The sequence below is a fragment of the Thioalkalivibrio denitrificans genome (assembly GCF_002000365.1).
GTDB classification, from domain to species: Bacteria; Pseudomonadota; Gammaproteobacteria; order Ectothiorhodospirales; family Ectothiorhodospiraceae; genus Thioalkalivibrio_A; species Thioalkalivibrio_A denitrificans.
Genome location: NZ_MVBK01000044.1, coordinates 32,347 through 57,578, shown reverse-complemented (window position 1 = coordinate 57,578; position 25,232 = coordinate 32,347). Strand labels below are relative to the sequence as shown.

Sequence of the window (25,232 nt, the reverse complement as noted above, 5' to 3'; positions counted from 1 at the left end):
CCAAGGACGGGGCAGCCTTGTGCTGCCCCGTTTTCTTTACACGGAAAGCTGTCTAACCACGAAGCACACGAAGTAAGGACAAACGCAGTTTTCTCTCGCAAAGGCGCGAAGTACGCAAAGTAAAACGTCTTCTGGAAAAAGATCCTTTTGGGGTTCTTGGCGGGCTTCGCGTCTTCGCGAGAACACAGTGCTGTGACGCCCTGCGAGGCCACCGAGGGCGAATTCAACCATCAGACCCGAACGTTGGTGACGCGTAAGCCTACAATGTAGACTCGAGGGGCTCGCCCGGAGGTTCGTTTGCGAATGCCCCTGAAGGAAACCGCATTGCCGGCAAGTGCAGGCGACAGTCATCAACTCGCTCCCGAGCGGCCCGACCTGTCGGATCGCGTCTTGATCCGGCTGGTGGCCGGACTGTGCATAGGGCTGGTGGCCTATCTGCTGCTCAAACCGTTCCTGCCGGAGGCCTGGCATCGACCCGGGTCGCCGATGTTGCAGTCGGCGGCGATCGTTGGCTCCCTCATGCTCTTGTCGCCATTCGCCTTCTGGCTGGGCAAGCGCACCGGTCTCAGTGCGGTGCCGAACCGACTGTACGTGATTCACGTGATCGCAAGTACGGCAGGCATTTTCCTCGTGGCCATCCATGCTTTCGCCGGCTTCCGGGGGCCGCCCCTGTTCATCGTGTTCTGTCTGGTCCTGCTGGTCGTGACGGGTTTCATCGGGCGGGTGCGTCTGTCCGCACCCATGGCGGCCACCTTCGGCAGCAAGTCGGCGGCCTTCCGGCCTGTTCCGGCCCACCTGAAGGAGGAGATCCGGGACATCATCCGGCAGAAGGCGTCGCTCCTGCAACGACTCGATCCGCAGGCGCAGGAGGCACTGTTTTCCGTGACACTACATCACTGGATCCGCGCCCCCCGCTTGTCTCTGGCCTACCAGCGGCTGGCGCTCAAGGAGGCAAGACTCACCGGGCAGCGGGCCTCGGTTCCGCCCGTGCAGGCGTGGTGGCGCCTGCTGCATATCCTGCTTGCCTGGGCGTTTCTGATCGCCCTGCTCACCCATGCGGCGCTGGTGACTTTTCTGCCCGGTTACGTGGCCGGTGACGGCGAGGTCTACTGGTGGCACCTGGGCGGTACGTGATCATGCAACTGGCATTGATGATCGACCTGGAGCGTTGTATCGGCTGCAAGAGTTGCGAGGCGGCCTGCAAGGCCGAGCACGGCCTGGGGCCGGGCGAGAACCGCAACCGGGTCGTGTGGCTGGGTCGCGAGAACGAACCGGGACTGGATTTCCTGACGCTCTCCTGCCAGCACTGTGAGCGCCCTGCCTGCCTGCGCGCCTGCCCGGTCCACCCCAAGGCTATCCGCAAGGATCCGGAGACTGGCGTCGTGACCGTGGACGAATCCCGCTGCACCGGCTGCGGTGAATGCGTGGTGGCCTGCCCCTACGGCGCCATGGGCTACGATCCCGTGGACCATCACGCGGTCAAGTGCGATCTGTGCAGCGAGCGTCGGGCTGAAGGATTGAGACCGGCCTGTGCCACAGTCTGCCCCGCCGAGGCCATCGCGTTCGGAGCCCGCGACGATCTCCTGGAGCGGGCGGCCGGGGAGGGCCGCCGCAGGGTGGATCACGACGCCTTTCTGCTCGGACCCTCCAACATCTTCCTGGAACGGCTGCGGGACCGGCCGAACAGCACGCGGCGGGCCGAACCGCACGCGGAGGCGGACGGTTTCTCCCTTGCGGGCCGGTGCCGCCCCGCCGTGGTGGACGATCCGGCGCGCAGGGCGAAGCTCGAGCCGGGGTCGGTGATCTTCCCGTTTCGCCTGAAGCGGTCCGATCGCCAGCCTGATGCGGTGGTGCCCGGCGGCTGCAACATCTGCTTCAACTGCTGCCCGACGCAGTATCACCTGAAGGATGGCCGCGTTGTGCGCGTGACTGGCAACGAGGCGGATCCGCTGTGGCGGGGCAAGGTCTGCCCCAAGTCGCAGTTTCTGCTTCAGCTCTACAACAGCAAGGATCGGCTGACGCGGCCGCTGAAGCGGATGGGCGCGCGAGGCGAGGGGCGCTTCGAGCCCATCGGTTGGGACCAGGCCCTGGACGAGATCGCCGCCCGGCTGTCTGCCATCCGTGCCGCGCACGGCCCCGAGGCCCTGGGCATCTTTGCCGGCACCCGTACGGGCACGCTCACGCGCAAGGGCTATATCCGGCTGTTCGCGCAGATGTGGGGCACGCCCAACTTTGCCGACACCGAGGCGTTCTGCTCCGAGTCCAAGAACGTGGCCTTCGAGGCCACCGTGGGCATCCCCGGCAGCGGCAACAGCTACACGCCCGGCGATCTGGGCAGCGCGGAACTCTACGTGTACATGGGCGACAACCAGGCGGAATCGCGCCCGGTGCATTTCGGCATGATCAACGACTGGCGGCTCAAAAACGGCGCACGCATGATCGTCGTCGACCCCCGGCTCACGGTGACCGCCAGCAAGGCCGATCTTTGGCTGCCCATTCGCACGGGCACGGACATGGCGCTGGCCCTGGCGCTCGCGTATCACATTCTGGATGCCGACCTGCACGACGGGAGGTTCTGCGACGACTGGGTGCTGGGCTGGCGCGAATGGCGTGATCACATCCTGGCGCGCGGTTACTCGCCCGCCTGGGCCGCACCGATCACGGGCATCGAGGAACAGGCCATCCGGGATCTGGCCGAGGAGATCGCCGCGGCGGACGGCTGCGTGATCTTCGGCGCCCGCGGCCTCAACCAGCACAGCAACGGCACCCAGACCAACCGCACGCTGCTGTTCCTTGCGGCCATCACCGGCAACATGGGGCGCAAGGGGGGCACATACTTCAACTACGGCACGCCGTCCCCGGTCATCGCCAACGCCCCGGAGGCACGCCGGGCTGCCGTGGAAAAGCCCATGGCCGCCACAAACCCGACGGGCTGGCTGGACGCCATGATCAGCGGTGATCCCTATCCCATGCGGGCGCTCATCACCGCGAACAATCCGCTCACGGCCTGGCCGAACCAGGCCGGGGTACGCGAGGCCTTCGAGGCACTGGATCTGCTGGTGCACATCGAGTTGTTCCGGAACGAGACCAGCGCCTACGCAGACTACATCCTGCCCGCGGCCACCGGCGTGGAGAAGGGCGAGATCGGACGGGCCAGCGAGGATCGTCGCGTGATCTGGATCGACAAGGTGGTCGAACCGCCCGGCAAGGCGAAACCGGACGGCTGGATCTGGATCGAACTGGGCAAGCGCTTTGGTTTCGATGATGTGCTGAAGGAGGAACACAAGGACAGCGGCCGCTTCTGGGACGAGATGTGCATCGACCATGTGTGGATGCGCGGCTGCACCCAGGAGCGGTTGCACTCGGTGCCATGGCGCTGGGTACGCACGCCGCTGGTGGACGAGGGTGCACCGGAGATCGAGACGCTGCATCTGGAGGGCACCACGGCAACCGGACACCCGGAGGACCATCGCTTCCCCACACCCAGTGGAAAGCTGGAGTTCTGGACGGAGGCCCTGGACGCCCGGTTCGGGATGCTGGGTCTTTCGGCGTTGCCGGAGTTCTACACCGACGCCGAGCAACTGGTGGATCTGCCGTATGTCAGGCCACGCGGCATAGACGCCTCTCCTGTGCGCAATCCCTTCGCAAAGGGCCACGTCTACACGATGCCCGTGGAGATCGCGCCACCGGATGGCGAAGCGCCGGCCCGGGCACTCGCGGCGCAGGGGTATGACACGGAACTGATTACGGGGCGCCCGCCCGCACCCCACTTCCATTCCTGGACCCATTACGCCTGGCAGGCGCAGGAGATGTGGCCGGACCTTTACGTTCAGATCCATCCCGCCAAGGCGAAGCGACTGGGCATCCGGGATGGACAGGAGGTCACGGTGGAAACGGTCCGGGGCGGAGTACAGGCCAGGGCCTGGATCTATCCCGGCATCCGGGAGGACGCGGTGTTCGTGCCTATCGGCTGGGACGCCAGCCAGCCCTTCCATCCCTGGAAGTCCGTGAATTTCCTGACCGACTCGCGACAGCGGGATCCCGTGTCGGATCATTCCAACCTGAAGACCTATCTCTGCCGGGTGGTGCCGAAGTAGTGTCGTGTCCCGCATGTCTCACGGGCCTACTGCTTCGGCCGCCGATTTTCCGCTGAGGCGGGGCTTCTGGCACACGGCAGGAGCGGCGCCCTCGCCGCGAATGACTGTGCCCGGGTTGTCTCCGCCTTCGGCCCTCCGGGCCACCTGCCGTACAATACCTGCGCCATTGATCGGTGTGCCCCGCACGTGATGTGCATGGGGCCATCAGTCGTGACCTGCATGATCAAAGCATTGACGGAGAAATCATGACCCAGACCATGAGTGATCTCGTACAGACGGCCCGCCAGCGAATCCGGGAGATCGGCGCCGATGACCTTCACGAATCCCTGGAAAGCGGGCAGGACGTAGTGATTGTCGATGTGCGCGAGCCCTACGAGTACGAGAAGGGACACATTCCGGACAGCGTGCTGGTGCCCCGCGGTTTGCTGGAGGCGGCCTCGGATCCCAACACGCCGCACCGCATCGAGGCCCTGTACTCGGCCCGCGAGCGTCTGGTGGTGCTGGTGTGCGGTACCGGCGGACGCTCCGCCATGGCAGCCGACACGCTGCAGCAACTGGGCTTTTCGGACGTACGCAGCCTCGCCGGCGGCATGAAGATGTGGGAAGCCGAGGAATACCCGGTGGCACAGGGTGCGTATGCGGGGTCGCTTCCCTGAATGCAGACAGCAGACAGCAGACAGCAGATAGCAGACAGCTGAAGGCTGAAGGCTGAAGGCTGAAGGCTGAAGAATGAAGGAAGAAGCCGGAGTGTAACCTCTGATCCCCCTCCCCTCATGGGGAGGGCCGGGGAGGGGTGGTTTCCTTCCCCCCTTCCTCCTTCAGTATTTCAGAGGTGCGGACATGAAGTGGTTGCGGGTCGGTTTCAGACTGTTGCTCATCGTGGTCCATATCGTGACCGGTTGCGTGATTGTGCTCGCCGTCGGGCGACAGCGCCGCGACGGTGTGCCCGTCGGGCGGTTTGAGCGCGCGGTGCGGTGGTGGCTTGGTCGCGTGGCGCGCATCGCGGGTGTCCGCGTACACGTGCGCGGTGCGCCGGCCCCCGGTGCCGTGCTGCTGCTGTCCAATCATGTGTCCTGGCTGGATATTCCGGTCCTGGGCGGCATCGCCTCCATGGGTTTCCTCTCCAAGGCGGAAGTACGAGGCTGGCCGGTGGTCGGCTGGTTCGCGACGGCGAGCGGCACCCGCTACATCGAGCGGGGCGCGCACGGCACTACCGAGGTGATTCGGCGCATAGAGCAGGACCTGCGCCTGGGGCGCCGCGTGCATGTGTTCGCCGAGGCCACCACCAGCGACGGCAGCGACGTGCGCCGCTTTCATCCGCGTCTGCTGGCTGCTGCCCAGGAAGTGGGTTGTCCCGTGCAGCCCGTTGCCATCCGCTACCTGCCTACTCCCGATGGACGGCCCAGTCCCGCGCCGTTCATCGACAACGCGGTGCTCTTGCATCATGCCTTGCGTGTGCTGGCCGAACCGCGCCTTGAGGTAGAGGTGACTTTTCTTCCGATCATTGGTGTGGAAGGGCGGGATCGCCGAGGTCTGGCCGACGATGCTCGAGCGGCGGTGCGTGCGGTGGTGGTGGGCGACGAACGATCCGCGGAGCGGGCATGAAACCGGCCGCTTTCAATCACACCGAACCTGAACCGTTTCAGGATCCTCCGCGTCCAGCCGCGCCAGGGTCAACGTCTGACCCCACACGCAGCCGGTATCCAGGGCCAGCACATCATCGCCCTCGTAGAGCCCCAGCGTCGACCAGTGGCCGAACACGATGCGTTGGCCGGCGCTCTTGCGTCCGGGCACCGCGTACCAGGGCATCAGGTGCGGCAGTTGGCCCCCGGGTGCCCCTTTGTACTCCATGTCCACGTGGCCGTCGGCGGTGCAGTAGCGCAGGCGCGTGAAGCAGTTGGTGATGAAGCGCAGGCGCTCCCAGCCTTCCAGGGCCGGCGACCAGAGGTCCGGTTCATCGCCGTACATGCGTTCCAGAAACAGCCGGTGTTCCTCGCCGCGCAGCACGGCCTCCACTTCCGAGGCACAGCCGCGCGCGGTCTCGAGATCCCACTGCGGCGGCAGCCCTGCGTGTACCATGGTCCAGTGCAGTTGCGGATCGTGATGCATCAGGGGCCGGTGACGCAGCCAGTCCATGAGTGCATCGCGGTCCGGTGCGTTCAGGATCGGTTCCACCGTGTCCCGGCGCCGCACCTTGTGCACGCCGTTGTGGATCGCCAGCAGATGCAGGTCATGATTGCCCAGCACCGTGATGGCAACATCCCCGAGATCGCGAACGAAACGCAGTGTCTCCAGTGACTGCAGACCCCGGTTGACCAGGTCTCCGACCAACCACAACCGGTCCGCGGCGGGATCGAAACGCACCCGCTCCATCAACCGCTTGAGCGGATCGAGGCAGCCCTGCAGGTCTCCAACGGCGTAAACAGGCATGAGATTCAAGGATGAAGGATGAAGGATGAAGGATGAAGGATGAACGGCATCAGCAAGTCGTGTCTACCCGCGAGATCCGGCATCGGCATTGAATCATCCTCTTGCCTTCAGCCTTCAGCCTTCAGCCTTCAGCCTTCAGCCTTCAGCCTTCATCCTTCATCCTTGCGCAGCACGATGTGCCTGAACCACCCGCCGGCCAGTGCGGGGCTGTCCTCGATGACGCGCAGGTCGGGGTGCCGGGCGAGCAGGTCCTCGAACACCACGTCCGTGCGTGTGGCCAGGCGGCTGATGAGCGGGTTGATCATGCGCCGCAGGGGTGCGCGTTGCCCGGGACGCAGGAACTTGTCGAGGATGAGCAAGCGGCCTCCCGGGCGCAATACGCGGACGGATTCCGAGAGCGCATGGGGTGGTCGTGGCACCACGGCCAGAATGAGGTGCAGGATGACCGTGTCGAAGCGCCCGTCCTCGTAGGGCAGGTCCATGGCGTCCCCGACCCGCAGTTCGATCTCCATGTCTGCGGCGTCGGCGCGACGGCGGGCCCGTTCGAGCATCGCCGGCGTCAGGTCCAGCCCGTGATAACGCGCACCGCCGGGCAGAAAGGGGATGTCGAGGCCGGAGCCGATCCCGGGAAGCAGGATCGTCTGTCCGCCCACGTCCCCCAGACGCGCAATGCTTCGCCTGCGCGCACCGCGCGTGGCGCGATCCACGAACAGATCGTAGATGGGGGACCAGAGGGTGTAGGTGTGTTTAAGGGACACGACGTGGGAGCGCCAGGTGCGAAGTGCGAAGTGTGAATTGGGAAGTGCGTATTGAAGTGGGAAGTTGGAATTGGGAAGTGCGAATGGAAACCACCCTCACCCCAACCCTCTCCCTGAGGGAGAGGGAGTAACCAAGGGGTCTTCGCTCTTCCTGATTCTCACTTCCCAATTCACACTTCTCACTTCACGTCAGTGGAGAACGCGTGGCATGGACAGCATGAACGGCGGGATCTCCGCGTCGAAGTCCACGCCGTCGTCGCCGCGCATCTGGTAGCTGCCCTGCATGGTGCCCACGGGGGTTTCGATCATGGTGCCGCTGGTGTACTGGAAGCCCTCGCCGGGCTTGAGGTGGGGTTGCTCCCCCACCACGCCCTCGCCGCGCACTTCCTGCACCTTGCCGTTGGAGTCGTTGATGACCCAGTGGCGTGTGAGCAGCTTCGCGGGGACACGGCCTTCGTTCCGGATGGTGACGGTGTATGCGAACACGTATCGCGACTGATCCGGATCGGACTGCTCCGGCACGTAGGCGGTTTCCACGTCTACGCGGATGTCGTGGTCTTCACTGTGGCTGTGTGTGTTGTCGGTCATGTCGGTCGGGGAGGCCTTCCGGGGTGAGGCAACTATCTTGCCGCAACGGGAGGGCGGAGGAAAATGGGCACAGGGAAAATCGAGGTTTAAGATTCAAGATTCAAGATTCAAGATTCAAGGTGCACCTGCCTCTCCGGCTTGTCTCGCGGCGTGGCGCGCGGCGCCCAGCAGGCCGGCGTGGGTGTCGGTGATGACATGCACGGGAAAGCGCCGCATCAACTGTGTCATGGGCGGCTTGTGCATGAAGGCGGTCAGGAAGTCGCCGTTCTGCATCAGCGGCAGGATACGCGGGGCGATGCCGCCCGCCACGTACACGCCCCCGGCGGGCAGTGTGGCCAGCGCCAGGTCGCCGGTCTGGGCGCCATAGATGCGCACGAACAGGGTCAGGGTCTGTCGCGCGAACGGATCCTCGCCATTGAGCGCGAAGCGTGTCAGCGCGGCCGCCGGATCCTCCCGCTGCATGGCCCCGGCCAGGGCCTCGCCCGGCGTCTGTCCCTCGGCCTGCAGGAATGCCGCGATGCGACCGATGCCGCTGCCGCTGAGCAGGTGCTCGCGGGTACAGCGCCCCGTCTCCCCGGCAACGAATTGCCAGAGCCGAGCCTGTTGCGGGTCGCTGGGCGCGAATCCTGCGTGACCGCCTTCGCCCGGCAATACCGCCCCGTCCCTCGGGCAGATCGTGCATACCCCGAAGCCGGTACCCGCGCCCACAAGCAGGACGGGGGCCCCGGAGTCGGGTACTCCCGCCTGAAGCGTCGCCAGCGCGGCGGGTGCCAGGACGGGCAGACTGTGGGCGATCCCCTCGAAATCATTGATCAGCGCGACCGCCGGAATCCCGAGACGGCGGGAAAGCCGTTCCGAGTCCAGCGTCCAGGGCAGGTTGGTAAGCCGTGCGCGCCGTTGCCCATCCGCCAGCTGCTCCACCGGTCCGGCGACAGCCAGGCAGGCGGCGCGCAATTGACCGGCGGCCACTCCGGATTGGTCCAGAAAGGCGCCGGCCATGGTCTCGAAGTCCGGGTAGGTGCCACTGTCGAAGCGCAGCGGTTCACCGAACGAAAACCCCCCGGGCCCATGCGTGGCCAGCATGAACAGCGTCTTCGTTCCACCCACATCAGCGGCCAGCAGGTTCACGGGGTCTCCAGCCGGCGTTCCCGGGCCCTGATCCGGTTGTCGTTACTCATGTGAAGTCCCCCGGTTGGGGTGGGTATGGTCAGTATAACGCCCGAGCCTTTCTCTTGTGATCGGACGACTGCCGCAAAAGCGAACCGCGAAGGTGCGCGAAGGTATGCGCGAAGTACGCGAAGGAACTGCTCTTGATGGAAAAACCTTCGTGTCCTTCGCGCATACCTTCGCGGCCTTCGCGGTTCGCTTTCTCACACGCCGCACCCCGGGACCCACCCGCGTCAGGCGTGTCTCTCAGCGATGAGGTTGGCAAGATCAGCGAACTGCTTCACGCCCAGTGTTTCGGCTCGGGCGCCGGGGTTGATGCCGGCGGCCCGGATCGTGTCTGCGTCGGCCAGGTGGCGCACGGCATTGCGCAGGGTCTTGCGCCGCTGCGTGAAGGCCTGGTTGACCAGGGCGGCGAACAGTGTCTCGTCGCGTGCCGGGTGAGGCGGGGTGTCCAGGGGCACCAGCCGCACGTAGGCGGAATCCACCTTCGGCGGCGGGTTGAAGGCACCGGGGCCGACTCGAAACAGTGCCTCGGTGCGGCAGCGATACTGGACCATCACGCTGAGCCTGCCGTACTCACCGCTGCCCGGAGCGGCGACCAGCCGGTCGACCACCTCCTTCTGCAGCAGGAAATGCATGTCCGCGATCGCGTGACTTGCCTCGAGCAGGTGAAAGATCAGGGGTGTGGAGATGTTGTAGGGCAGGTTGCCCACCACGCGCAGCCGGCCCCGCGGCGGCGCCAGCGCCGCGAAGTCGAAGCGCAGGGCGTCGGCGGAATGAACAATCAGTTCGCCCGCCTCGCGGCAGCGTTCCTGCAGTCGCGGGATGACGTCGCGATCCAGTTCCACCACGTGCAGCCGCCCGACCCGGGCCAGCAGGGGCAGGGTGAGGGCGCCGAGGCCCGGGCCGATCTCCACCAGCGTGTCCTGTGCCCGGGGCGCGATGGCCGACACCATCTTCGCGATGACGGCGGCATCGTGGAGGAAATGCTGCCCGAAGCGCTTGCGGGGCCGGTGTGCGTGCACGCGGACGGCGCTTCTCAGCAGCGATAGACGTCGTAGACCTGGCGTCCGTCCTGTAGCGGGCCGCGGGGCACAATGACGTTGGCGTTCCAGTCGGTGGCCGCAGCGTTGCGCGCGGTGGCTTCAGCCTCCTCGGCAAGTTTCTCCGGCGGGCGGCGCACGACGCCGATGCGCTCGCGGATGGTCACCGTGGTGTGGCCCAGGCGCTCGCAGCCCTGGACATCGGCGCTGGTGGCGACGCGCACCTGCTCGCCCTCCGAGGTGACGGGCACGAACGTGCACGCCCCCAGGGCAAGGCTGCCGGCCAGAATGGCGGTCAGACGCAAAGGCGTGGCTGTCATGTTCTTCTCCTTGGTTGTTGTCGAACAATGGGTGAGTCGAGGTGTCCCGGGGCAGGTGCTCAGTGCTGCGCGGCTGCCAGTGCAACGGCCAGCGCCTCGGCCTGCGCGAGGCTGCCCGCCTCGGCCCGTCCCGTGCCCGCCAGATCCAGGGCCGTACCGTGATCCACCGAGGTCCGGATCAGCGGCAGACCCAGCGTGATGTTGACCGCTCGGCCGAAGCCGGCGTGCTTGAGCACGGGCAGTCCCTGATCATGGTACATGGCCAGCACGGCGTCCGCGTGTTCCAGGTGCCGGGGTGTGAACAGGGTATCGGCGGGCAGCGGGCCTTCAAGGCGAAGTCCCTGTGCACGCAGGCGGTCCAGGGCGGGGGTGATGATCTCGATCTCCTCCCGGCCCAGATGTCCGCCCTCTCCGGCGTGCGGATTCAGACCGCAGACCAGTATCCGGGGCGCCTGAATGCCGAAGCGCCGGCGCAGGTCCGCGTCCAGTATGCGCAGGGTCTGCTCCAGCAGCGGCCCGGTAATGGCGTCGCTCACGGCGCGCAGCGGCAGGTGCGTCGTGGCCAGGGCCACGCGCAGGTCGCCGGCGGCCAGCAGCATGACGGGCAGTTCGGCCCCGGAGCGTGCCGCCAGGAACTCCGTGTGTCCGGTGAACGGTATGCCCGCGTCGTTGATGACCCCCTTGTGCACCGGCCCGGTGACCATGGCCGCGAACCGCCCGTCCAGGCAGCCGTCCACGGCCTGTTCCAGCATGGACAACACGTGCCGCGCATTGGTGGGCTCCAGGTGACCCGCACGCACCGGCGCGCGCAACGGGCAGGGCAGGACCGACAGCACACCCGGCGGATCGGGCAGCGGCGGCAGGCCCGGATCGAATTCCCGGATCGACAGGTCCAGGCCGAGCATCCTCGCCCGCGAGGTCAGCAACTCCGGATCCGAAATCACCACCCGTTGCGCCTCGCCCGCCGTCTGCGCGGCCATGATCACCAGGTCAGGGCCGATACCGGCCGGCTCACCGGGCGTGATGGCGATGCGAAACGTGGCGGTCATGGCATGAAGTTCAGGATTTCAGGATGGGGATCACTGGTCCGGGGTTTTGGTGTTCTTTAGCCACAGAGGTCACAGAGGTCACAGAGAAAGGATCTTTCTCTCGCAAAGAGCGCCAAGCACGCCAAGAAATTCCACAGGGCGGGCTGCGCCCGCCGACATCGATCGGATGACGGTCCGGCGGCGCCCACGGGGCGCCGTGTGAATCGTTCGGTTTTCTTTGCGTCCTTTGCGCTCTTTGCGAGAGAAACTCTTTTTTCTCTGTGACCTCTGTGCCCTCTGTGGCTAATAGACCGGATGACCAACGCCACCAGAGCCCGTGCCTGTTACAGGCCGCTGATCCGGGTCTCCAGGCGCATCTCCACGTAGGACTCGTCGCGCAGGCGGCGCAGCCACAGCTCGGTCTCGTCCTCGCGCTTGCGGTCGCGGATGATCTCGCGCGCCTGGGCACGCATGAGCTGGCGGGAGCTGTCGTACTGGCGTCGGTCCAGGACCTCGACGATGTGCCAGCCGAACTGTGTGCGGAAGGGCTCACTCACCTCCCCGGGAGGCAGCCTGTCCATCACCTCTTCGAAGGCGGGTACCAGGTCGCCGGGGTCAACCCACCCGAGATCGCCGCCACGCATGGCGCTGCCCCGGTCGTCCGAGTGCGCCCGGGCAAGATCCTCGAACTCGTCGCCCATGCGGATGCGCTGGCGCAGCGACTCCAGGCGTTCCCGGGCGCGTTCGTCACTGAGCACCGCCGTGGGCGACACGAGGATGTGCCGTGCATGGGTCTGGGTGATCTGCGCCCGCTCGCCGCCACGGCGGCCCTCGAGCTTGACGATGTGGAAGCCGGACGGCGACCGGATGACCTCGCTCACGTCGCCTTCACGCATGAGCACCACGCTGCGGGCGAACACGGTGGGCACCTGGGCGGCGGATCGCCAGCCCAGGTCGCCGCCTTCCAGCGCCTGCTGGCCCCCGGATTCACTCAGCGCCAGTTCGGAGAAATCCTGACCCTCGGCCAGCGCCTGCTTGCGCACGGCCTCGGCCCGCTCGCGGGCCGCCTGGATCTCGGGGGGTGTGGCGCCCTCGGCCAGCGGAATCAGGATGTGGCTGATGCGGTATTCCACGTCCCGGTCGATGGCGCCGGTCTCACTGGCGATCAGGTCGTCGATCTCCTGCTCGCTGATCTGGATGCGGTTGTCCACCACGCGGCGGCGCAACTGGCTGATGGTCATCTCGTCGCGGATCTGCTCGCGAAAACGCTGGAAGTCGATGCCTTCCCTCACCAGGGCCTCGCGGAACTGGGGCAGGTTCATGCGGTTCTCGCGGGCGATGTTCTCCATCGCCTCGTTGAGCGTGATGTCGTCAATACGGATCCCCATTTCGGATGCACGCTGCAGCTGAAGGCGCTCGATCACCAGCCGTTCCATGACCTGCGGGACCAGTACGTCGTCCGGGGGCGGCTGGTTGCCGCGGGCGCGGATCTGCTGGTGCACCTGGTCCAGCCGGTAATCCAGTTCGCTGCGCATGATCACGTCGTTCTCCACCACGGCGACGATGCGATCGAGCACCATATCGTCGACGGTTTGCGCAGCCCCCACCAGGGGCCACAGGGCAAGCCCCAGGAGCAGGCCGGTGAGGAGCGTACGGAGTTCAGTCATGGCTCTCGAAACCTCGAATGCTTTCGCCCAGCAGATCCCCCAGGTTGGTGCCGAGGCCCGCCAGGCCCTTGAGGATCAGCTGGAAATGGATGGCGTTATTGTACTCGCGATCCTCGCTCGTCGTCAGATATCGGCGCGCCACCACCCGGGCGCGCCAGCAGCAGCTTTCGTACTCCAGCCCCGCCAGGATTTCCACATCCCGGTTGTCACGCAGGCTGTAGTTGTAGCGTCCGACGGCGTCCCAGCGGGTCGACAGGGGCCAGGCGGCGGAGACGTCCACCTGCTCCAGATCCCGGTCCGGACGCAGGGGGTCCTCGCGCAGGCGATAGCCCAGGTTGGCAATGCGACGCCCCGGGCCGCGGTACTGCAATTGGGCCGTGGCCAGTTCCGTTTGTTCCCGGTGGGGGTCCCATTGCACGGCCGTGCTGGTGTACCAGTGGCGCGCCATGCGCAGCGCAGCCTCCGCCACCAGGCTGGAGCTGCCCCGGGTGTCGGGGTCGGCGCCCGGGGCGAGGGTGACCCGGCGGTCGTCGAAATACAGAATCTGCCCGCCGCTGACCCTGAAGCGTTCCTCGCCGCTCTGCATATTGATCACCCGGCTGGTGAGTGCCAGGGTCAGCTGGTTGGCGTCACCGACCCGGTCGGCCCCGGTGAAGCGGGTGTCGCGAAACAGCTGGTCGAAGCTGAAGTCCACGCGGCCGGTATCGAACAGCGGCAGTTCATCCTGGTCCCGGTGCGGCACGTAGAGGTAGTACAGGCGCGGCTCCAGGGTCTGCATGCGTTCGCCCCCCATGGGGCGATCGAAGAACAGCCCGCTGTCCAGACTCACGATGGGCACGGCCCGGTCCGGCGTGGTGTCTTGCCCGGGCTCGGTGTCGGAGAGCTGGTAGCCGGTGTAGCGGTACTTGATCTGCGGTTCCAGAAATCCGTAGGCGCGGCGCATGGGCAGACGCACGGCGGGCATCAGGTCCAGGCGCTGCCCGGTGAGCGTGTCGCTGCGCTCGAAGGCGACCCATTCCGCCCGCAGGTCCGTCTCCAGGCCCCCGGGCATCGTTGTCGGGTCAGTGCGCAACAGCACCTGGGGCAGGCGCTGGTAGGGGCGGGACTCCGAGGGGATGGCGGGATCGACGGTCTGGTAACCCTGCAGCCGGGTCAACAGGCTCCAGTTCTCGCCCCTGTAACGCAGGTCGGCGCGGTTCTCCAGGTGGGTGGTGCTGGACAGGTCCAGCGTTCCGCCCAGGTCCGACAGGTACTCGGCATCGGAGACGGTGTTCACCGAGACGTCCACCGTGGTGCGCTCGAAGGGATTGCCCCTGTGGGTGAATGACAGCGCACCGCGCTCCTCCCCGTAGACCCGGTCGTCCAGGTACTCCAGGTTCACCTGTCCGTGGCTGCGGGGGTTGAGGTAACGGAACTCGCCGCCTGCCAGCAGGCCGCGATCGCCCAGGAACCGCGGCGTGATGGTGGCGTCCCGGTGGGGGGCGATGTTCAAGTAGTAGGGCACAGCCAGGTCGAACCCCGACTCGTCGGAACTGCCGAACTCCGGGTACAGGAAGCCGGACTTGCGCCGGTCGTCGATCGGGAAGGTGATGTAGGGCGTGTAGAACAGGGGCACGCGCTTGAAGCGCAGCGACACGTTGCGGGCGCTGCCCCGGCCGGTCTCCTGGTCCAGGTCCACGCGGCGGGCCCGCAGTATCCAGTCGTCCCTGTCCGGTTCGCAGGTGGTGTAGGTGGCATCGGTGAAGCGCATCTGGCCGGGCCCGAGGCGCAGCACCTCGCTCGCCTCGCCCCGGGCGTGCATGGGGCGGTACCGGTAGACGGCGCTCTCGAAGGCGCCTTCCTGGGATTCCAGGTACAGATGGCCCTGGTGGCTCTCCATGCGCAGCTCGCCGTCGTCCAGAACCACGTTGCCCTCGGCCTCGGCGTAACCGCGCACTTCGTGGAAGCGCAGTTCGTCCGCGAACAGGGATCGGCCGTCCCTGGAGAGCACCGCGTCGCCGCGGAATACGGACATGCCGGCCCTGTCCACCCGGGCCTCGTCCGCGATCAGGTGGATGCTCAGGTCCCCTGCCGGGCTGGCAGGCGTATGGGCGGGGGTCGGGTCCGGCCGGCACAGGGCCCAGGGGTCAGGGTCGGAGGCCGCAGCGGCTCCGGCGAGCGCGGCAAGGGCAAAGCCGGACAATGTGCGTAGTACCGTGCTCAAGCGCCAGATTCCCGAGAATCGTTGCGGCCGCTCCCCGGCGCCATGCCGAGAATGCGTCGATGACCCTGGTCTGCTTCACTGCCGCGCTATCCGGTCCGGGAAAAGCAACGGCCCCGGTGAAGGGGCCGTGCACGGTCCGCGGTGCCGGGCCTTCAGCGCCGGGCCCGTTTCCGGGCAGGTGCGCGTTTCGCGCCTCCGGTCTTCTTCCGGGCCGGGGCCTTCTTGGGCGCCTTCTTCGCGGTCTTCTTCCCTGGGCCTGCCTTCTTCTTTGGCGCGGCCTTCTTCGGTGCGGTCTTCTTCGCCGGTTTCCTCGCTGCACCGGCCTTCTTCTTCGGTGCAGCCTTGCGGGCGGGTTTCTTCTTTGCTGCAGCCTTCTTCCGAGCTGGCGCTTTCCCTGCGCCCTTCTTCTTCGCCGCGGCCTTTTTCTTCGGGCCAGCCTTCTTCGCGGTTTTCCTGACTACCTTCTTCTTCGGGGCGGCTTTCTTCTTCACCGCGGCCTTTTTCTTCGGGGCCGCCTTCTTCGCAGTCTTCTTCACGGCCTCTTTCTTGGCGCCGGCCTTCTTCTTCACCGCGACCTTCTTCTTTGCCGCGGCCTTCTTCTTGGGAGCGGCCTTCTTCGCCGTCTTCTTGGCAGCCTTCTTCCCGGTTGCGGCCTGCTTGCCCGTGGCTGCCGCGGCTTTCTTTGCGTCATCCGCCTTGGCGCTGTCGGCCTTCGCTTCCTTCTCGGCGGCCTTCTTCTTTGCCGCGGCCTTGGCCTTGTGGGCCTCCACGGCCCGTTTTACGGCGCTGGCGCTTCGGCGCCTTGGCGGTGGCGGGGCCGCTGCGGCGCGGGTCTTGGCCCCTTCCAACAGCCGCTCGGCGGATGCCACCACCGAGTCGAAGATCCGCCCGATCTCCCCCTCGCCGTCCACCGTCTGGAGTGCCCCGCGGGACTCATAATAGCCGGCCACGGGCTTGGTCTGGGCCTCGTACACCCGGAGCCGGTTGCTGATGGTCTCCTCGTTGTCGTCGGCACGGTGGTGCAGGTTGCCCCCGCACATGTCGCACACGCCGTCATGGCGGGGCGGCTTGGTGTAACTGTTGAATACGGCCCCGCAGGACTCGCAGGTCAGGCGGCCGCTGAGGCGCTGCATGAGGATGTCGAAATCCACGTCGATGAGCAGTACGCCGTCCAGGGGCCTGCCCATCTCCTCGAGCATGCGGTCCAGGGCTTCGGCCTGGGAGAGGTTGCGGGGAAATCCGTCGAGGATGAAGCCGTTGTCGGCGTCAGGCAGGGACAGGCGTTCGCGGATCATGCCCAGGACGATCTCGTCGGGTACCAGCTGGCCCGAGTCCATGGCGGCCTTGGCCTGCTGACCCAGGGCCGTCCCGGTGGAAACGGCGGCCCGCAGCAGGTCGCCGGTGGATATCTGGGGGATTCGGTAGCGCTCGACCAGCAGTTTGGCCTGCGTCCCCTTGCCGGACCCCGGCGCACCCAGCAGCACGATACGCATGTCTCATATCCCCCGGATTGGTGTCATTGGCCTGAATTCAGACATTTTTTTCATGTGTTTGGGCGAGTCTTATACCTGCTTGCCCATTGCCGCGCAAGGGCGCCGGAAGCGGCTGTGCGCCGTGCGTCAAGCCGCTATAATGCGCCGTGCCGGCCCCGTACGGCAGGTACCGGTGCCTGCCGAACCATGCGCCCCCGGCATCGACACACACCTCTGAACCGGGTGGCTTCCCTGCAAACCGACTTCCCCGGGAAACGACAACCGTATGAACCTGGACAAGATCACGGCAGGCGAGAACCTGCCAGACGACATCAACGTGGTGATCGAAATCCCGTCCCACGACTATCCCGTCAAGTACGAGCTGGACAAGGAGAGCGGCGCCCTGATCGTGGACCGCTTCATGAATACCGCCATGTTCTACCCGTGTAACTACGGGTTCGTGCCCAATACCCTGGCCGAGGACGGGGATCCGGTGGACGTGCTGGTGGTGACCCCCGTGCCGGTGATCGCCGGCTCGGTGATCCGCTGCCGCCCGGTGGGGATGCTCAAGATGACCGACGAGGCCGGTCCGGACGTCAAGGTGCTGGCGGTGCCCGTGGACAAGTTGCACAGCCGCTTCAGCAACGTGCAGTCGCCCTCGGATCTGCCCATGGACATGCTGGCCCAGATCACCCACTTCTTCGAGCAGTACAAGCAGCTCGAGCCCGACAAGTGGGTCAGGGTGGAGGAATGGGCCGGCGCAGACGAGGCCAAGGCCGAACTGGTGGCGGGTGAGAAGCGTTACCAGAAGAGCAAGGTCTGAGACGCCCCGGGGGCCTTGGGCACGGCGCCGTGCGCAAACCCTGACAGCCGGTGCGGCGGCCCGGATGGCCGGTGTGGCCACATTGAAACAGGCGGCGGATCATGATGGGATCGGACCCTTGAGGTGGATCCCCGCCCCCGGCGGCGAGCCCCCACGGGCTTTAACAGGTATGTAGACGTTCATGTCCGTTCGACAGGCGATCAAGAATCACCAGCAGGAGCAACGCCTGTTTTTCGTGCGGGTCATCATCATCCTCGTGATGCTGGTGCTGTTGTTCGGCTTGCTCGTCAGCCGTCTCGTCTACCTGCAGGTCGTCAGTTACTCGCATTTCACCACCCTGTCCCAGAACAACCGCGTGCGCATCGAGGCGGTGCCGCCGCCGCGCGGCCTGATCTACGACCGCAACGGCGTCGTGCTGGCCGAGAACCGGCCTTCTTATCAGCTCGAGGTGACGCTCGAGCAGGTCCCGGACCTGGAGGCGACCCTCGAGGAAGTGTCGGAACTGGTGTCGCTGGAGGAAGCGGACATCGCCCGCTTCCGCCGCGAGCTGCGCCGCAAGCGGCCTTTCCAGGCCGTCCCCCTGAAGCTCAACATCAGCGACGAGGAAGTGGCGCTGTTCGCGGTGAACCGGCACCGGTTTCCCGGCGTGGACATCCAGGCGCGTCTGGCGCGCCACTATCCGCAGGGCGAGTGGTTTGCCCACGTGGTGGGTTACGTGGGGCGCATCGACGAGCGGGAGCTGGCGCGCCTGGACCGGCGCCGATACAGCGGGACCACCCACATCGGCAAGGTGGGCGTGGAACGCTTCTATGAAGATGTGCTGCACGGCCAGGTGGGCCATCAGCAGGTGGAGGTCAATGCCCAGGGTCGCGTGCTGCGCGTCCTGGAGCGCAAGCCGCCCGAGCCGGGACAGGACGTGGTCCTGACCCTGGACGCGGGCCTGCAGACCGCGGCCTGGAATGCGCTTGACGGGCGCAACGGCGCGGTGGTGGTCATGGACCCCAGGAGCGGCGAGGTGCTGGCCCTGGTCAGCAAGCCGGCCTACGATCCGAACCTGTTCGTGCACGGGATTCCGGCAACGGTGTTCAATGCCCTGCGCGAACATCGCCACCAGCCCCTGTTCAACCGGGCGTTGTCCGGGCAGTATCCGCCGGGGTCGACGCTCAAGCCGGTCGTCGGGCTGGCCGGGCTCGAGAACGATGTCACCACCGCTGCCCGGACCATGTACGCCAGGGGCTACTACATGCTGCCCAACGACGACCGGCGTTACCGCGACTGGCGGCGCGAGGGGCACGGCCTGGTGGATCTGGACCGGGCCATCGCCCAGTCCTCAGACGTGTATTTCTATGACCTGGGCTACCGGCTCGGCATCGACCGCATGTCGCCGTTCCTGGGCAAGTTCGGGCTGGGGCAGCGGACGGGCATCGACACCACGGGGGAACGCGCGGGGCTGCTGCCCAGCCGGGAATGGAAGCGGGCCACCCAGAACATGCCCTGGTTCCCGGGCGAGACGCTCATCACCGCCATCGGGCAGGGCTACATGCTGACGACACCCCTGCAGCTGGCATCGGTGGCGAGCACACTCGCGACCCGCGGTCAGCGGGTGCAGCCCCATGTGCTGCGCGGCATCATCGACCGCGACAGCGGTGAACTGCTGCATCGCGAGCCGGCCGAGAATTCCACCGTCGAGTTGCGCAATCCCGCCCACTGGGATCAGGTGGTGCAGCCCATGATCAACAGTGTCCATCGCAGCAACGGCACCGCTTACTGGTCCATCGGCCGGGGCCTGCAGTACACCATGGCGGGCAAGACCGGGACATCCCAGGTGTTCGGTCTCGCTGAAGACGAGGAATACGACGAGGAGACTCTGGAGAAGCACCTGCGTGACCACGCCCTGTTCATCGCCTTCGCGCCGGCCGAGGACCCCAGCATCGCCGTGGCGGTGATCGCCGAGCACGGCGGCAGCGGCGGCCGCGTGGCGGCCCCCATCGCCCGTCAGGTGATGGATTACTTCCTGGTGGAGCGGGAACTCTGATGCGTACGCTGGTGCGGGCCCTGCATCTGGACATGACCCTGCTGGGCGGGTTGCTGATGCTTGCCTCGCTGGGGTTCGTGGCGCTGTACAGCGCCAGTGGCGAGAGCCTGGATACTGTGTATCGGCAGGGCACCCGGCTGGCGCTTGCGCTGCTGGTGCTCTTGTTCATGGCGCAGATCCCGGCCCGCAACCTGCAGCGCTGGAGCCCCTGGCTTTACGCGGCCGGTATCGGCATGCTGGTGCTGGTCATGTTGACGGGCGAGATGGGCAAGGGCGCCCAGCGCTGGCTGGACCTCGGATTCATCCGCTTCCAGCCTTCGGAGATCATGAAGCTGGCGGTGCCCATGATGGTGGCCTGGTATCTCGCCGACCGCACGTTGCCGCCCAGGTTGTTCGAGGTGATCGTGGCCTGCGTGCTGGCCGTGATCCCGGTGCTGCTGATCGCCCGCCAGCCGGATCTCGGCACGGCGCTGCTGGTGGGCAGCGCGGGTCTGCTGGTGATCTTCCTGGCCGGGCTCCGTTGGCGCATCCTCATGGGCCTTGGCGGGCTCGCGCTGGTGGGTGCGCCGATCCTCTGGCACTTCATGCGTGAGTACCAGCGTCAGCGGGTGCTGACGCTGCTCAACCCGGAGAGCGATCCACTGGGGGCCGGTTATCACATCATCCAGTCCAAGATCGCCATCGGCTCCGGCGGACTCTACGGCAAGGGGTGGCTCAACGGCACGCAGTCGCAGCTGGAATTTCTGCCGGAACGTTCCACCGACTTCATCTTCGCCGTCTATGCCGAGGAGTTCGGCCTGCTGGGCGTGCTGCTCATGCTGACGTTGTACCTGGTGGTGATCCTGCGCGGGCTCCACATCGCCGTGAGGGCCCAGGAGGCCTATGACCGGCTGCTGGCGGGGTCCATCGCGCTGACGTTCTTCGTGTACCTGTTCGTCAATACGGGAATGGTCACCGGGCTCTTGCCGGTGGTGGGCGTGCCCCTGCCGCTGGTGAGTTACGGTGGCACGTCCATGGTGACCCTGATGGCGGCATTCGGTATTCTCATGTCAATCAATTCCCATCGGAGGTTGCTGGCCCGATGAGTCCCCACCGCCGCCGCTTCGCGCGGCTTGTGCGAACCCTGTTCGCCTCGCTTGTACTGGCCTGTATCTTCGCGGGCCTCGCCCATGCCCGACCCGCCTTCGTCGCCGGCGACCCGCCCTATCTGGAGCGGGAGTCGGTGCAGCAGTTCATCGACGAGATGGTCTCGGAAGGATTCGAGCGGCGGCAGCTTGAGGCGCTGTTCCGGGAGGTACAGCCCCAGCAGCGGGTGCTGGATCTGATCTCCGCGCCGGCGGAGGCGCGACCCTGGTATCGCTATCACCCCATCTTTCTCACCGATCAGCGCATCGAGGGAGGCGCACGTTTCTGGGCCGAGAACGAGTCGCTGCTTGCGCGCGCAGAAGAGGAGTTCGACGTCGAGGCGTCAATCATCGTCTCCATCATCGGCGTGGAGACCTTCTACGGCCGCAACCAGGGCGGTTTCCGGGTGCTCGATTCACTGGTCACGCTGGGATTCGACTATCCGCCCCGTTCGCGGTTCTTCCGCTCGGAGCTTGCCCACTTCCTGCGTCTGGCGCGCGAGGAGGGCCTGGATCTCCAGGAGACTCGCGGATCCTATGCGGGCGCCATGGGACGGGGCCAGTTCATCTCCTCCAGCTACAGGGAGTATGCGGTGGACTTCAGCGGCGACGGCCGACGTGACCTGATCGGTTCCTGGGCGGATGCCATCGGCAGTGTGGCAAATTACTTCCGTCGCCACGGCTGGAACTACGGTGAACCCGTAGTGGCACGTGCCCGGGCCGAGGGTGACGACTACCGCCAGCTCATGGGCGGCGGCTTCCAGGCCCGACACAGCCTGGAGGATCTGGCGCGTCACGGCGTCACGCCGGTGGATTCCGTGCCGGAGGACGGGCGCTTCTCGCTCATCGAACTCCAGACCGAGGAAGGCCGCGAAGTGTGGCTCGGTTATCCGAATTTCTACGTCATCACCCGCTACAATCGAAGCCCGCTGTATGCGAAGGTCGTGTACCTGCTGGCCGAGGAGATCAGCCGGGCGAAGAGCAACTGAAAAGGAGATGATTCAAGATTCAATATTCAAGATTCAAAGGCCGGAGTCCACGGAAGGGACGTTCCTGAGCCTTGAATCTTGAATCTTGAATCTTGAATTTCGATTAATGAAATCGCGCTTTCATTACCTGATCCTGCTGTTACTCGTGCTGGCGCTCACCGCCTGCGGTACCTCGCGCGGGCCGGGTCCCGCGCCGGACCGCGAGCAGGATGCCGCGCCGCGCAATCCGCCCGATCTCTCCAGCGTGCCCGACGCCGTGCCGCGGGCAGAGCCGCGCAGCCGCTATGGTAACCCGGCGTCCTATGAAGTGTTCGGGCAGACCTACCACGTGATGGACTCCGCCGACGGTTATGTGGAGCGCGGTGTGGCGTCCTGGTACGGCACCAAGTTTCATGGTCGCCGCACCTCGAGCGGAGAGCCCTACGACATGTACGCCATGACGGCTGCGCACACGCGCCTGCCCTTGCCCACCTACGTGCGCGTCACCAACCTGGAGAACCGGCGCTCCGTAGTGGTACGGGTCAATGACCGCGGCCCCTTCGCCCGGAACAGGATCATCGATCTGTCCTACGCGGCAGCCCACCGGCTGGGCATGGTGGAGCAGGGTACCGCGCTTGTGGAGGTGCGCGCGCTCACGCCGGGCGAGCCGGTGCAGCGCGTGGCCGGTGGTGAAGTGCCCACTCAGTTGCCGGTGGGCACCGGCGTGTACGTGCAGGTGGGGGCGTTCGCCAGCAGGACCAATGCCGAGCAGTTGCTGGGCCGCCTCAACGGGCAGGGCCTGAGCGGGGTGGGCATCCACGAGGGGCGCCGTCCCGACGGCACCGTCTATCGAGTGCGCATCGGGCCGCTGGATAACGTCGATCTGGCGGATCGTGCGGTTCAGGACCTGGAGCGCATCGGCCTGTTCGACTACCACATCATCGTTGACTGATCGACCGACGTCCCCGGCGAATGGAACTTCTCCCGTTCCGCCCGGGTCATCCCCGGTATTCCGAAGCCGGCGGCGTTTTCCGGTCCCCTGTTTGTGGTAGTGTGCCCCTGCTTGCCCGGATCGTTACGGGCGAGCTGACAGACCTCCCATTTCAAGTGTATTGACCCGACACCATGATCCATAGATTCCTGCTGACACTTGCCTGTTTGACGCTTCTCGCTCCGGCAGCCCTGGCCAGCCTTCAGGTGCCGCCGCCCTCGGACCTGACCGCGCGCAATTACGTGATCATGGATCACCTGAGCGGCATGGTGCTGGCCGAAAGCGATGCCGACGCCCGCGTGGAGCCGGCCAGCCTGACCAAAATCATGACCGCCTACCTGGTGTTCCAGGAACTGGCGCGCGGCAACATCGACCTGGAAGAGGAGGTGCGCATCAGCGAGCAGGCGTGGCGCACCGGGATGACCGGGGCCTCGCGCATGTACATCGAGGTGAACAACCGCGTGAAGGTGGAGGATCTGTTGCGCGGCATGATCGTGCAGTCCGGCAATGACGCCTGCGTGGCCCTGGCCGAACACGTGGCGGGCACGGAGGGCGCGTTCGTGGACGTGATGAACGCCCAGGCCCGGGCGCTGGGCATGACCAACACCCGGTTCACCAACTCCCACGGTCTGCCGTCGGAAGAGTCCCAGTACACCTCGGCGCGAGATATGGCCAAACTCGCACAGGCACTGATTCGGGATTTTCCGGAATACTACCGGTACTACTCGGAGCGCAGCTTCACGTTCAACGACATCACCCAGTCCAACCGCAACCTGCTGCTCTGGCGTGACAGTCACGTGGACGGCCTCAAGACGGGCTGGACGCGGGCGGCAGGCTACAACCTGGTCTCTTCCCGGGAGCAGGACGGCATGCGCCTGATCGCCGTGGTCATGGGTATCGACGCGCCGAATCACCAGCAGGGCGGCATCCGCCGGGCCAACGAGTCCCAGGCGTTGTACAGCTGGGGTTTCCGGCAGTTCGAGACCCACAAGCTGTATGACGCCGGCGAGGTGATCACCGAGGCCCGCGTCTGGAAGGGCGAGTCGGACCAGGTGCCCCTGGCGCTCGCGGAAGACCTGTACGTCTCCGTACCCAGCGGCCGTTACAACGCCCTGCAGGCCCGCATGGAGCTGGACGCGCGCCTGGAGGCGCCGGTGCGCGAAGGCGAGACTTACGGTGAAGTACAGCTCGTTCTCGACGGCGAGGTGCTGCTCACCCGTCCCCTGGTGGCCATGTCGTCCGTGGAGGAAGGCGGCCTCTTCCGCCGGCTGTGGGATACCGTCCTGATGATGTTCTGATGACCGTCTATCTCAATGGCGAGTATCTTCCGGAATCCGAGGCCCGGGTCTCGGTGCTGGACCGTGGCTTCCTGTTCGGGGACGGTGTCTATGAGGTGGTGCCCGTATACGGGGGGCGATGCCTCCGTCTGGAGGAGCATCTGGACCGCCTGGAACGAAGTCTGGCGGCGGTGCGTATCGAGCCGCCCCTGGACCGCGCAGGCTGGCGGGATATGCTCACCCGGTTGCTGGAACACAATCCCGGCGAGGACCGCTCTGTCTATTTGCAGGTGACCCGCGGCGTTGCGCGCCGCGACCACGCCTTTCCCGCCGACACCAGCCCCACAGTGTTTGCCATGGTGAATGCACTCACCCCACCGGACCCGGCCGTGAGGGAGACGGGTGTGGCCGCGGTCACGATGCCAGACACGCGCTGGAGCCGGTGCGACATCAAGGCCATCACGCTGCTGGCGAATATCCTGGCGCGCCAGCAGGCGGTGGAGGCAGGCGCCACCGAGGCCATTCTCATGCGGGGCGGCCGCGCCACCGAGGGTGCTGCCAGCAACCTGTTCGTGGTGGGCGACGGCGTGATCGTCACACCGCCCAAGGACCAATCGCTGCTGCCGGGCATCACCCGGGACCTGGTGGTGGAGCTGGCCGCTGACCACGGGATTCCGCTGATGGAAGCACCCGTGACCGAGGCCGACCTGCGCGCCGCTGAGGAGATCTGGTTGACCAGTTCCACCAAGGAGATCCTGCCCGTGACGCGGCTCGACGGCGTGCCGGTGGGTGACGGGCGTCCGGGCCCCGTGTGGGCCCGCATGATGAAGCACTATCAGACCTACAAGCAGCAATTGCGGGAAGGCCGGGTGTGAGTGACGAAGGCATCATGCAGTTCCCCTGCCGGTTCCCCTTGAAGGTCATGGGGCCGGCGGTGCCGGAGTTCTCCGAGCGGGTGGCGGAAATCGTCGAGCGTCACGCACCGGGCACCCCCGACGACGCCTACAGCCGGAGGCCCTCCAGCGGCGGGCGCTATCTGGCGATCACCGTGGTGGTGGAGGCGCGCAGCCAGGCACAGCTGGATGCCCTGTATCGGGAGCTGAACGCCTGTGAGCTGGTGACTATGGTGCTTTGAAGAGAGCTTTCAGAGATCAGCATTCAGCAATCAGCACTCAGCACTCAGCAATCAGCAATGAGCGTTCAAGATTTAAGATTTAAGATTCAAGGGGGCACTGGCGGCA

General features: G+C 66.0%; 21 protein-coding genes and 1 pseudogene. 12 read left to right on the top strand and 10 right to left on the bottom strand.

The annotated features are described in order from the left end of the window. The first annotated feature begins 303 nt into the window (after positions 1–303). From B1C78_RS08040 to B1C78_RS08025, 4 genes are all read left to right on the top strand, one after another. Positions 304–1,134 carry a hypothetical protein gene (locus tag B1C78_RS08040; protein ID WP_077278644.1) on the top strand — a complete coding sequence of 277 codons (831 nt, stop codon included), beginning with the start codon at positions 304–306 and terminating at the stop codon, positions 1,132–1,134. A 2-nt stretch (positions 1,135–1,136) separates the two neighbouring features. Continuing rightward, a complete protein-coding gene (locus B1C78_RS08035) occupies positions 1,137–4,097 on the top strand; it encodes a molybdopterin-dependent oxidoreductase (RefSeq protein ID WP_077278689.1) in 2,961 nt (986 codons plus the stop codon). A 242-nt stretch (positions 4,098–4,339) separates the two neighbouring features. Beyond that, a complete protein-coding gene (locus tag B1C78_RS08030) occupies positions 4,340–4,753 on the top strand; it encodes a rhodanese-like domain-containing protein (protein WP_425443966.1) in 414 nt (137 codons plus the stop codon). 184 nt (positions 4,754–4,937) lie between these two features. Next, complete coding sequence (locus tag B1C78_RS08025) at positions 4,938–5,702, top strand: lysophospholipid acyltransferase family protein (protein WP_077278642.1); 765 nt, start codon at positions 4,938–4,940, stop codon at positions 5,700–5,702. A gap of 12 nt (positions 5,703–5,714) precedes the next feature. Here the strand turns inward: B1C78_RS08025 and B1C78_RS08020 are convergent, their stop codons facing one another. From B1C78_RS08020 to B1C78_RS17820, 10 genes and pseudogenes are all read right to left on the bottom strand, one after another. Next, a complete protein-coding gene (locus B1C78_RS08020; RefSeq protein ID WP_077278641.1) occupies positions 5,715–6,527 on the bottom strand; it encodes a symmetrical bis(5'-nucleosyl)-tetraphosphatase in 813 nt (270 codons plus the stop codon). Positions 6,528–6,676: 149 nt separating this feature from the next. Then, positions 6,677–7,285 carry a class I SAM-dependent methyltransferase gene (locus B1C78_RS08015; RefSeq protein ID WP_077278640.1) on the bottom strand — a complete coding sequence of 203 codons (609 nt, stop codon included), beginning with the start codon at positions 7,283–7,285 and terminating at the stop codon, positions 6,677–6,679. A 189-nt stretch (positions 7,286–7,474) separates the two neighbouring features. Then, the gene (gene apaG / locus B1C78_RS08010) at positions 7,475–7,873 is read right to left on the bottom strand and encodes a Co2+/Mg2+ efflux protein ApaG (RefSeq protein WP_077278639.1); all 399 of its coding nucleotides are present in this window, start codon (positions 7,871–7,873) and stop codon (positions 7,475–7,477) included. A 114-nt stretch (positions 7,874–7,987) separates the two neighbouring features. Further along, a complete protein-coding gene (gene glk, locus B1C78_RS08005) occupies positions 7,988–9,001 on the bottom strand; it encodes a glucokinase (protein WP_077278638.1) in 1,014 nt (337 codons plus the stop codon). A gap of 272 nt (positions 9,002–9,273) precedes the next feature. Continuing rightward, positions 9,274–10,065, bottom strand: a complete 792-nt coding sequence (rsmA, locus tag B1C78_RS08000) for a 16S rRNA (adenine(1518)-N(6)/adenine(1519)-N(6))-dimethyltransferase RsmA (RefSeq protein WP_077278637.1) — start codon at positions 10,063–10,065, stop codon at positions 9,274–9,276. Between the two features lie 14 nt (positions 10,066–10,079). Continuing rightward, complete coding sequence (locus B1C78_RS07995) at positions 10,080–10,403, bottom strand: DUF4156 domain-containing protein (RefSeq protein WP_077278636.1); 324 nt, start codon at positions 10,401–10,403, stop codon at positions 10,080–10,082. 59 nt (positions 10,404–10,462) lie between these two features. Next, positions 10,463–11,452 carry a 4-hydroxythreonine-4-phosphate dehydrogenase PdxA gene (gene pdxA / locus B1C78_RS07990; protein WP_077278635.1) on the bottom strand — a complete coding sequence of 330 codons (990 nt, stop codon included), beginning with the start codon at positions 11,450–11,452 and terminating at the stop codon, positions 10,463–10,465. Between the two features lie 323 nt (positions 11,453–11,775). Then, positions 11,776–13,098 (bottom strand): peptidylprolyl isomerase, encoded by a 1,323-nt coding sequence (locus B1C78_RS07985; protein WP_077278634.1) that lies wholly within the window; start codon positions 13,096–13,098, stop codon positions 11,776–11,778. Beyond that, positions 13,091–15,301, bottom strand: coding sequence for an LPS-assembly protein LptD (locus B1C78_RS07980; protein WP_245795365.1), 2,211 nt, complete (start codon positions 15,299–15,301; stop codon positions 13,091–13,093). Before B1C78_RS07980 ends, B1C78_RS07985 begins: the two co-directional genes overlap by 8 nt. Before the next feature lie 869 nt (positions 15,302–16,170). Then, a pseudogene (locus B1C78_RS17820) lies at positions 16,171–16,794 on the bottom strand (adenylate kinase); the annotation flags it as partial. A gap of 265 nt (positions 16,795–17,059) precedes the next feature. Between B1C78_RS17820 and ppa the strand changes: the two are divergent. From ppa to B1C78_RS07935, 8 genes are all read left to right on the top strand, one after another. Continuing rightward, positions 17,060–17,596 carry an inorganic diphosphatase gene (gene ppa, locus B1C78_RS07970; RefSeq protein WP_077278631.1) on the top strand — a complete coding sequence of 179 codons (537 nt, stop codon included), beginning with the start codon at positions 17,060–17,062 and terminating at the stop codon, positions 17,594–17,596. Positions 17,597–17,777: 181 nt separating this feature from the next. Further along, on the top strand, positions 17,778–19,631 hold the full coding sequence (gene mrdA, locus B1C78_RS07965; RefSeq protein WP_077278630.1) for a penicillin-binding protein 2: 1,854 nt from the start codon (positions 17,778–17,780) through the stop codon (positions 19,629–19,631). Continuing rightward, positions 19,631–20,716, top strand: coding sequence for a rod shape-determining protein RodA (gene rodA, locus B1C78_RS07960; protein ID WP_077278629.1), 1,086 nt, complete (start codon positions 19,631–19,633; stop codon positions 20,714–20,716). Before mrdA ends, rodA begins: the two co-directional genes overlap by 1 nt. Beyond that, positions 20,713–21,744 (top strand): lytic murein transglycosylase B, encoded by a 1,032-nt coding sequence (gene mltB / locus B1C78_RS07955; protein WP_077278628.1) that lies wholly within the window; start codon positions 20,713–20,715, stop codon positions 21,742–21,744. The genes rodA and mltB overlap by 4 nt, the downstream gene beginning before the upstream one ends. Positions 21,745–21,850: 106 nt before the next feature. Continuing rightward, complete coding sequence (locus B1C78_RS07950) at positions 21,851–22,675, top strand: septal ring lytic transglycosylase RlpA family protein (RefSeq protein WP_077278627.1); 825 nt, start codon at positions 21,851–21,853, stop codon at positions 22,673–22,675. A gap of 173 nt (positions 22,676–22,848) precedes the next feature. Further along, positions 22,849–24,012, top strand: coding sequence for a D-alanyl-D-alanine carboxypeptidase family protein (locus B1C78_RS07945; protein WP_077278626.1), 1,164 nt, complete (start codon positions 22,849–22,851; stop codon positions 24,010–24,012). Beyond that, positions 24,012–24,866, top strand: a complete 855-nt coding sequence (locus B1C78_RS07940; RefSeq protein WP_077278625.1) for a D-amino acid aminotransferase — start codon at positions 24,012–24,014, stop codon at positions 24,864–24,866. The genes B1C78_RS07945 and B1C78_RS07940 overlap by 1 nt, the downstream gene beginning before the upstream one ends. Continuing rightward, positions 24,863–25,126 carry a YbeD family protein gene (locus tag B1C78_RS07935; RefSeq protein ID WP_077278624.1) on the top strand — a complete coding sequence of 88 codons (264 nt, stop codon included), beginning with the start codon at positions 24,863–24,865 and terminating at the stop codon, positions 25,124–25,126. Before B1C78_RS07940 ends, B1C78_RS07935 begins: the two co-directional genes overlap by 4 nt. Positions 25,127–25,232 lie beyond the last annotated feature (106 nt).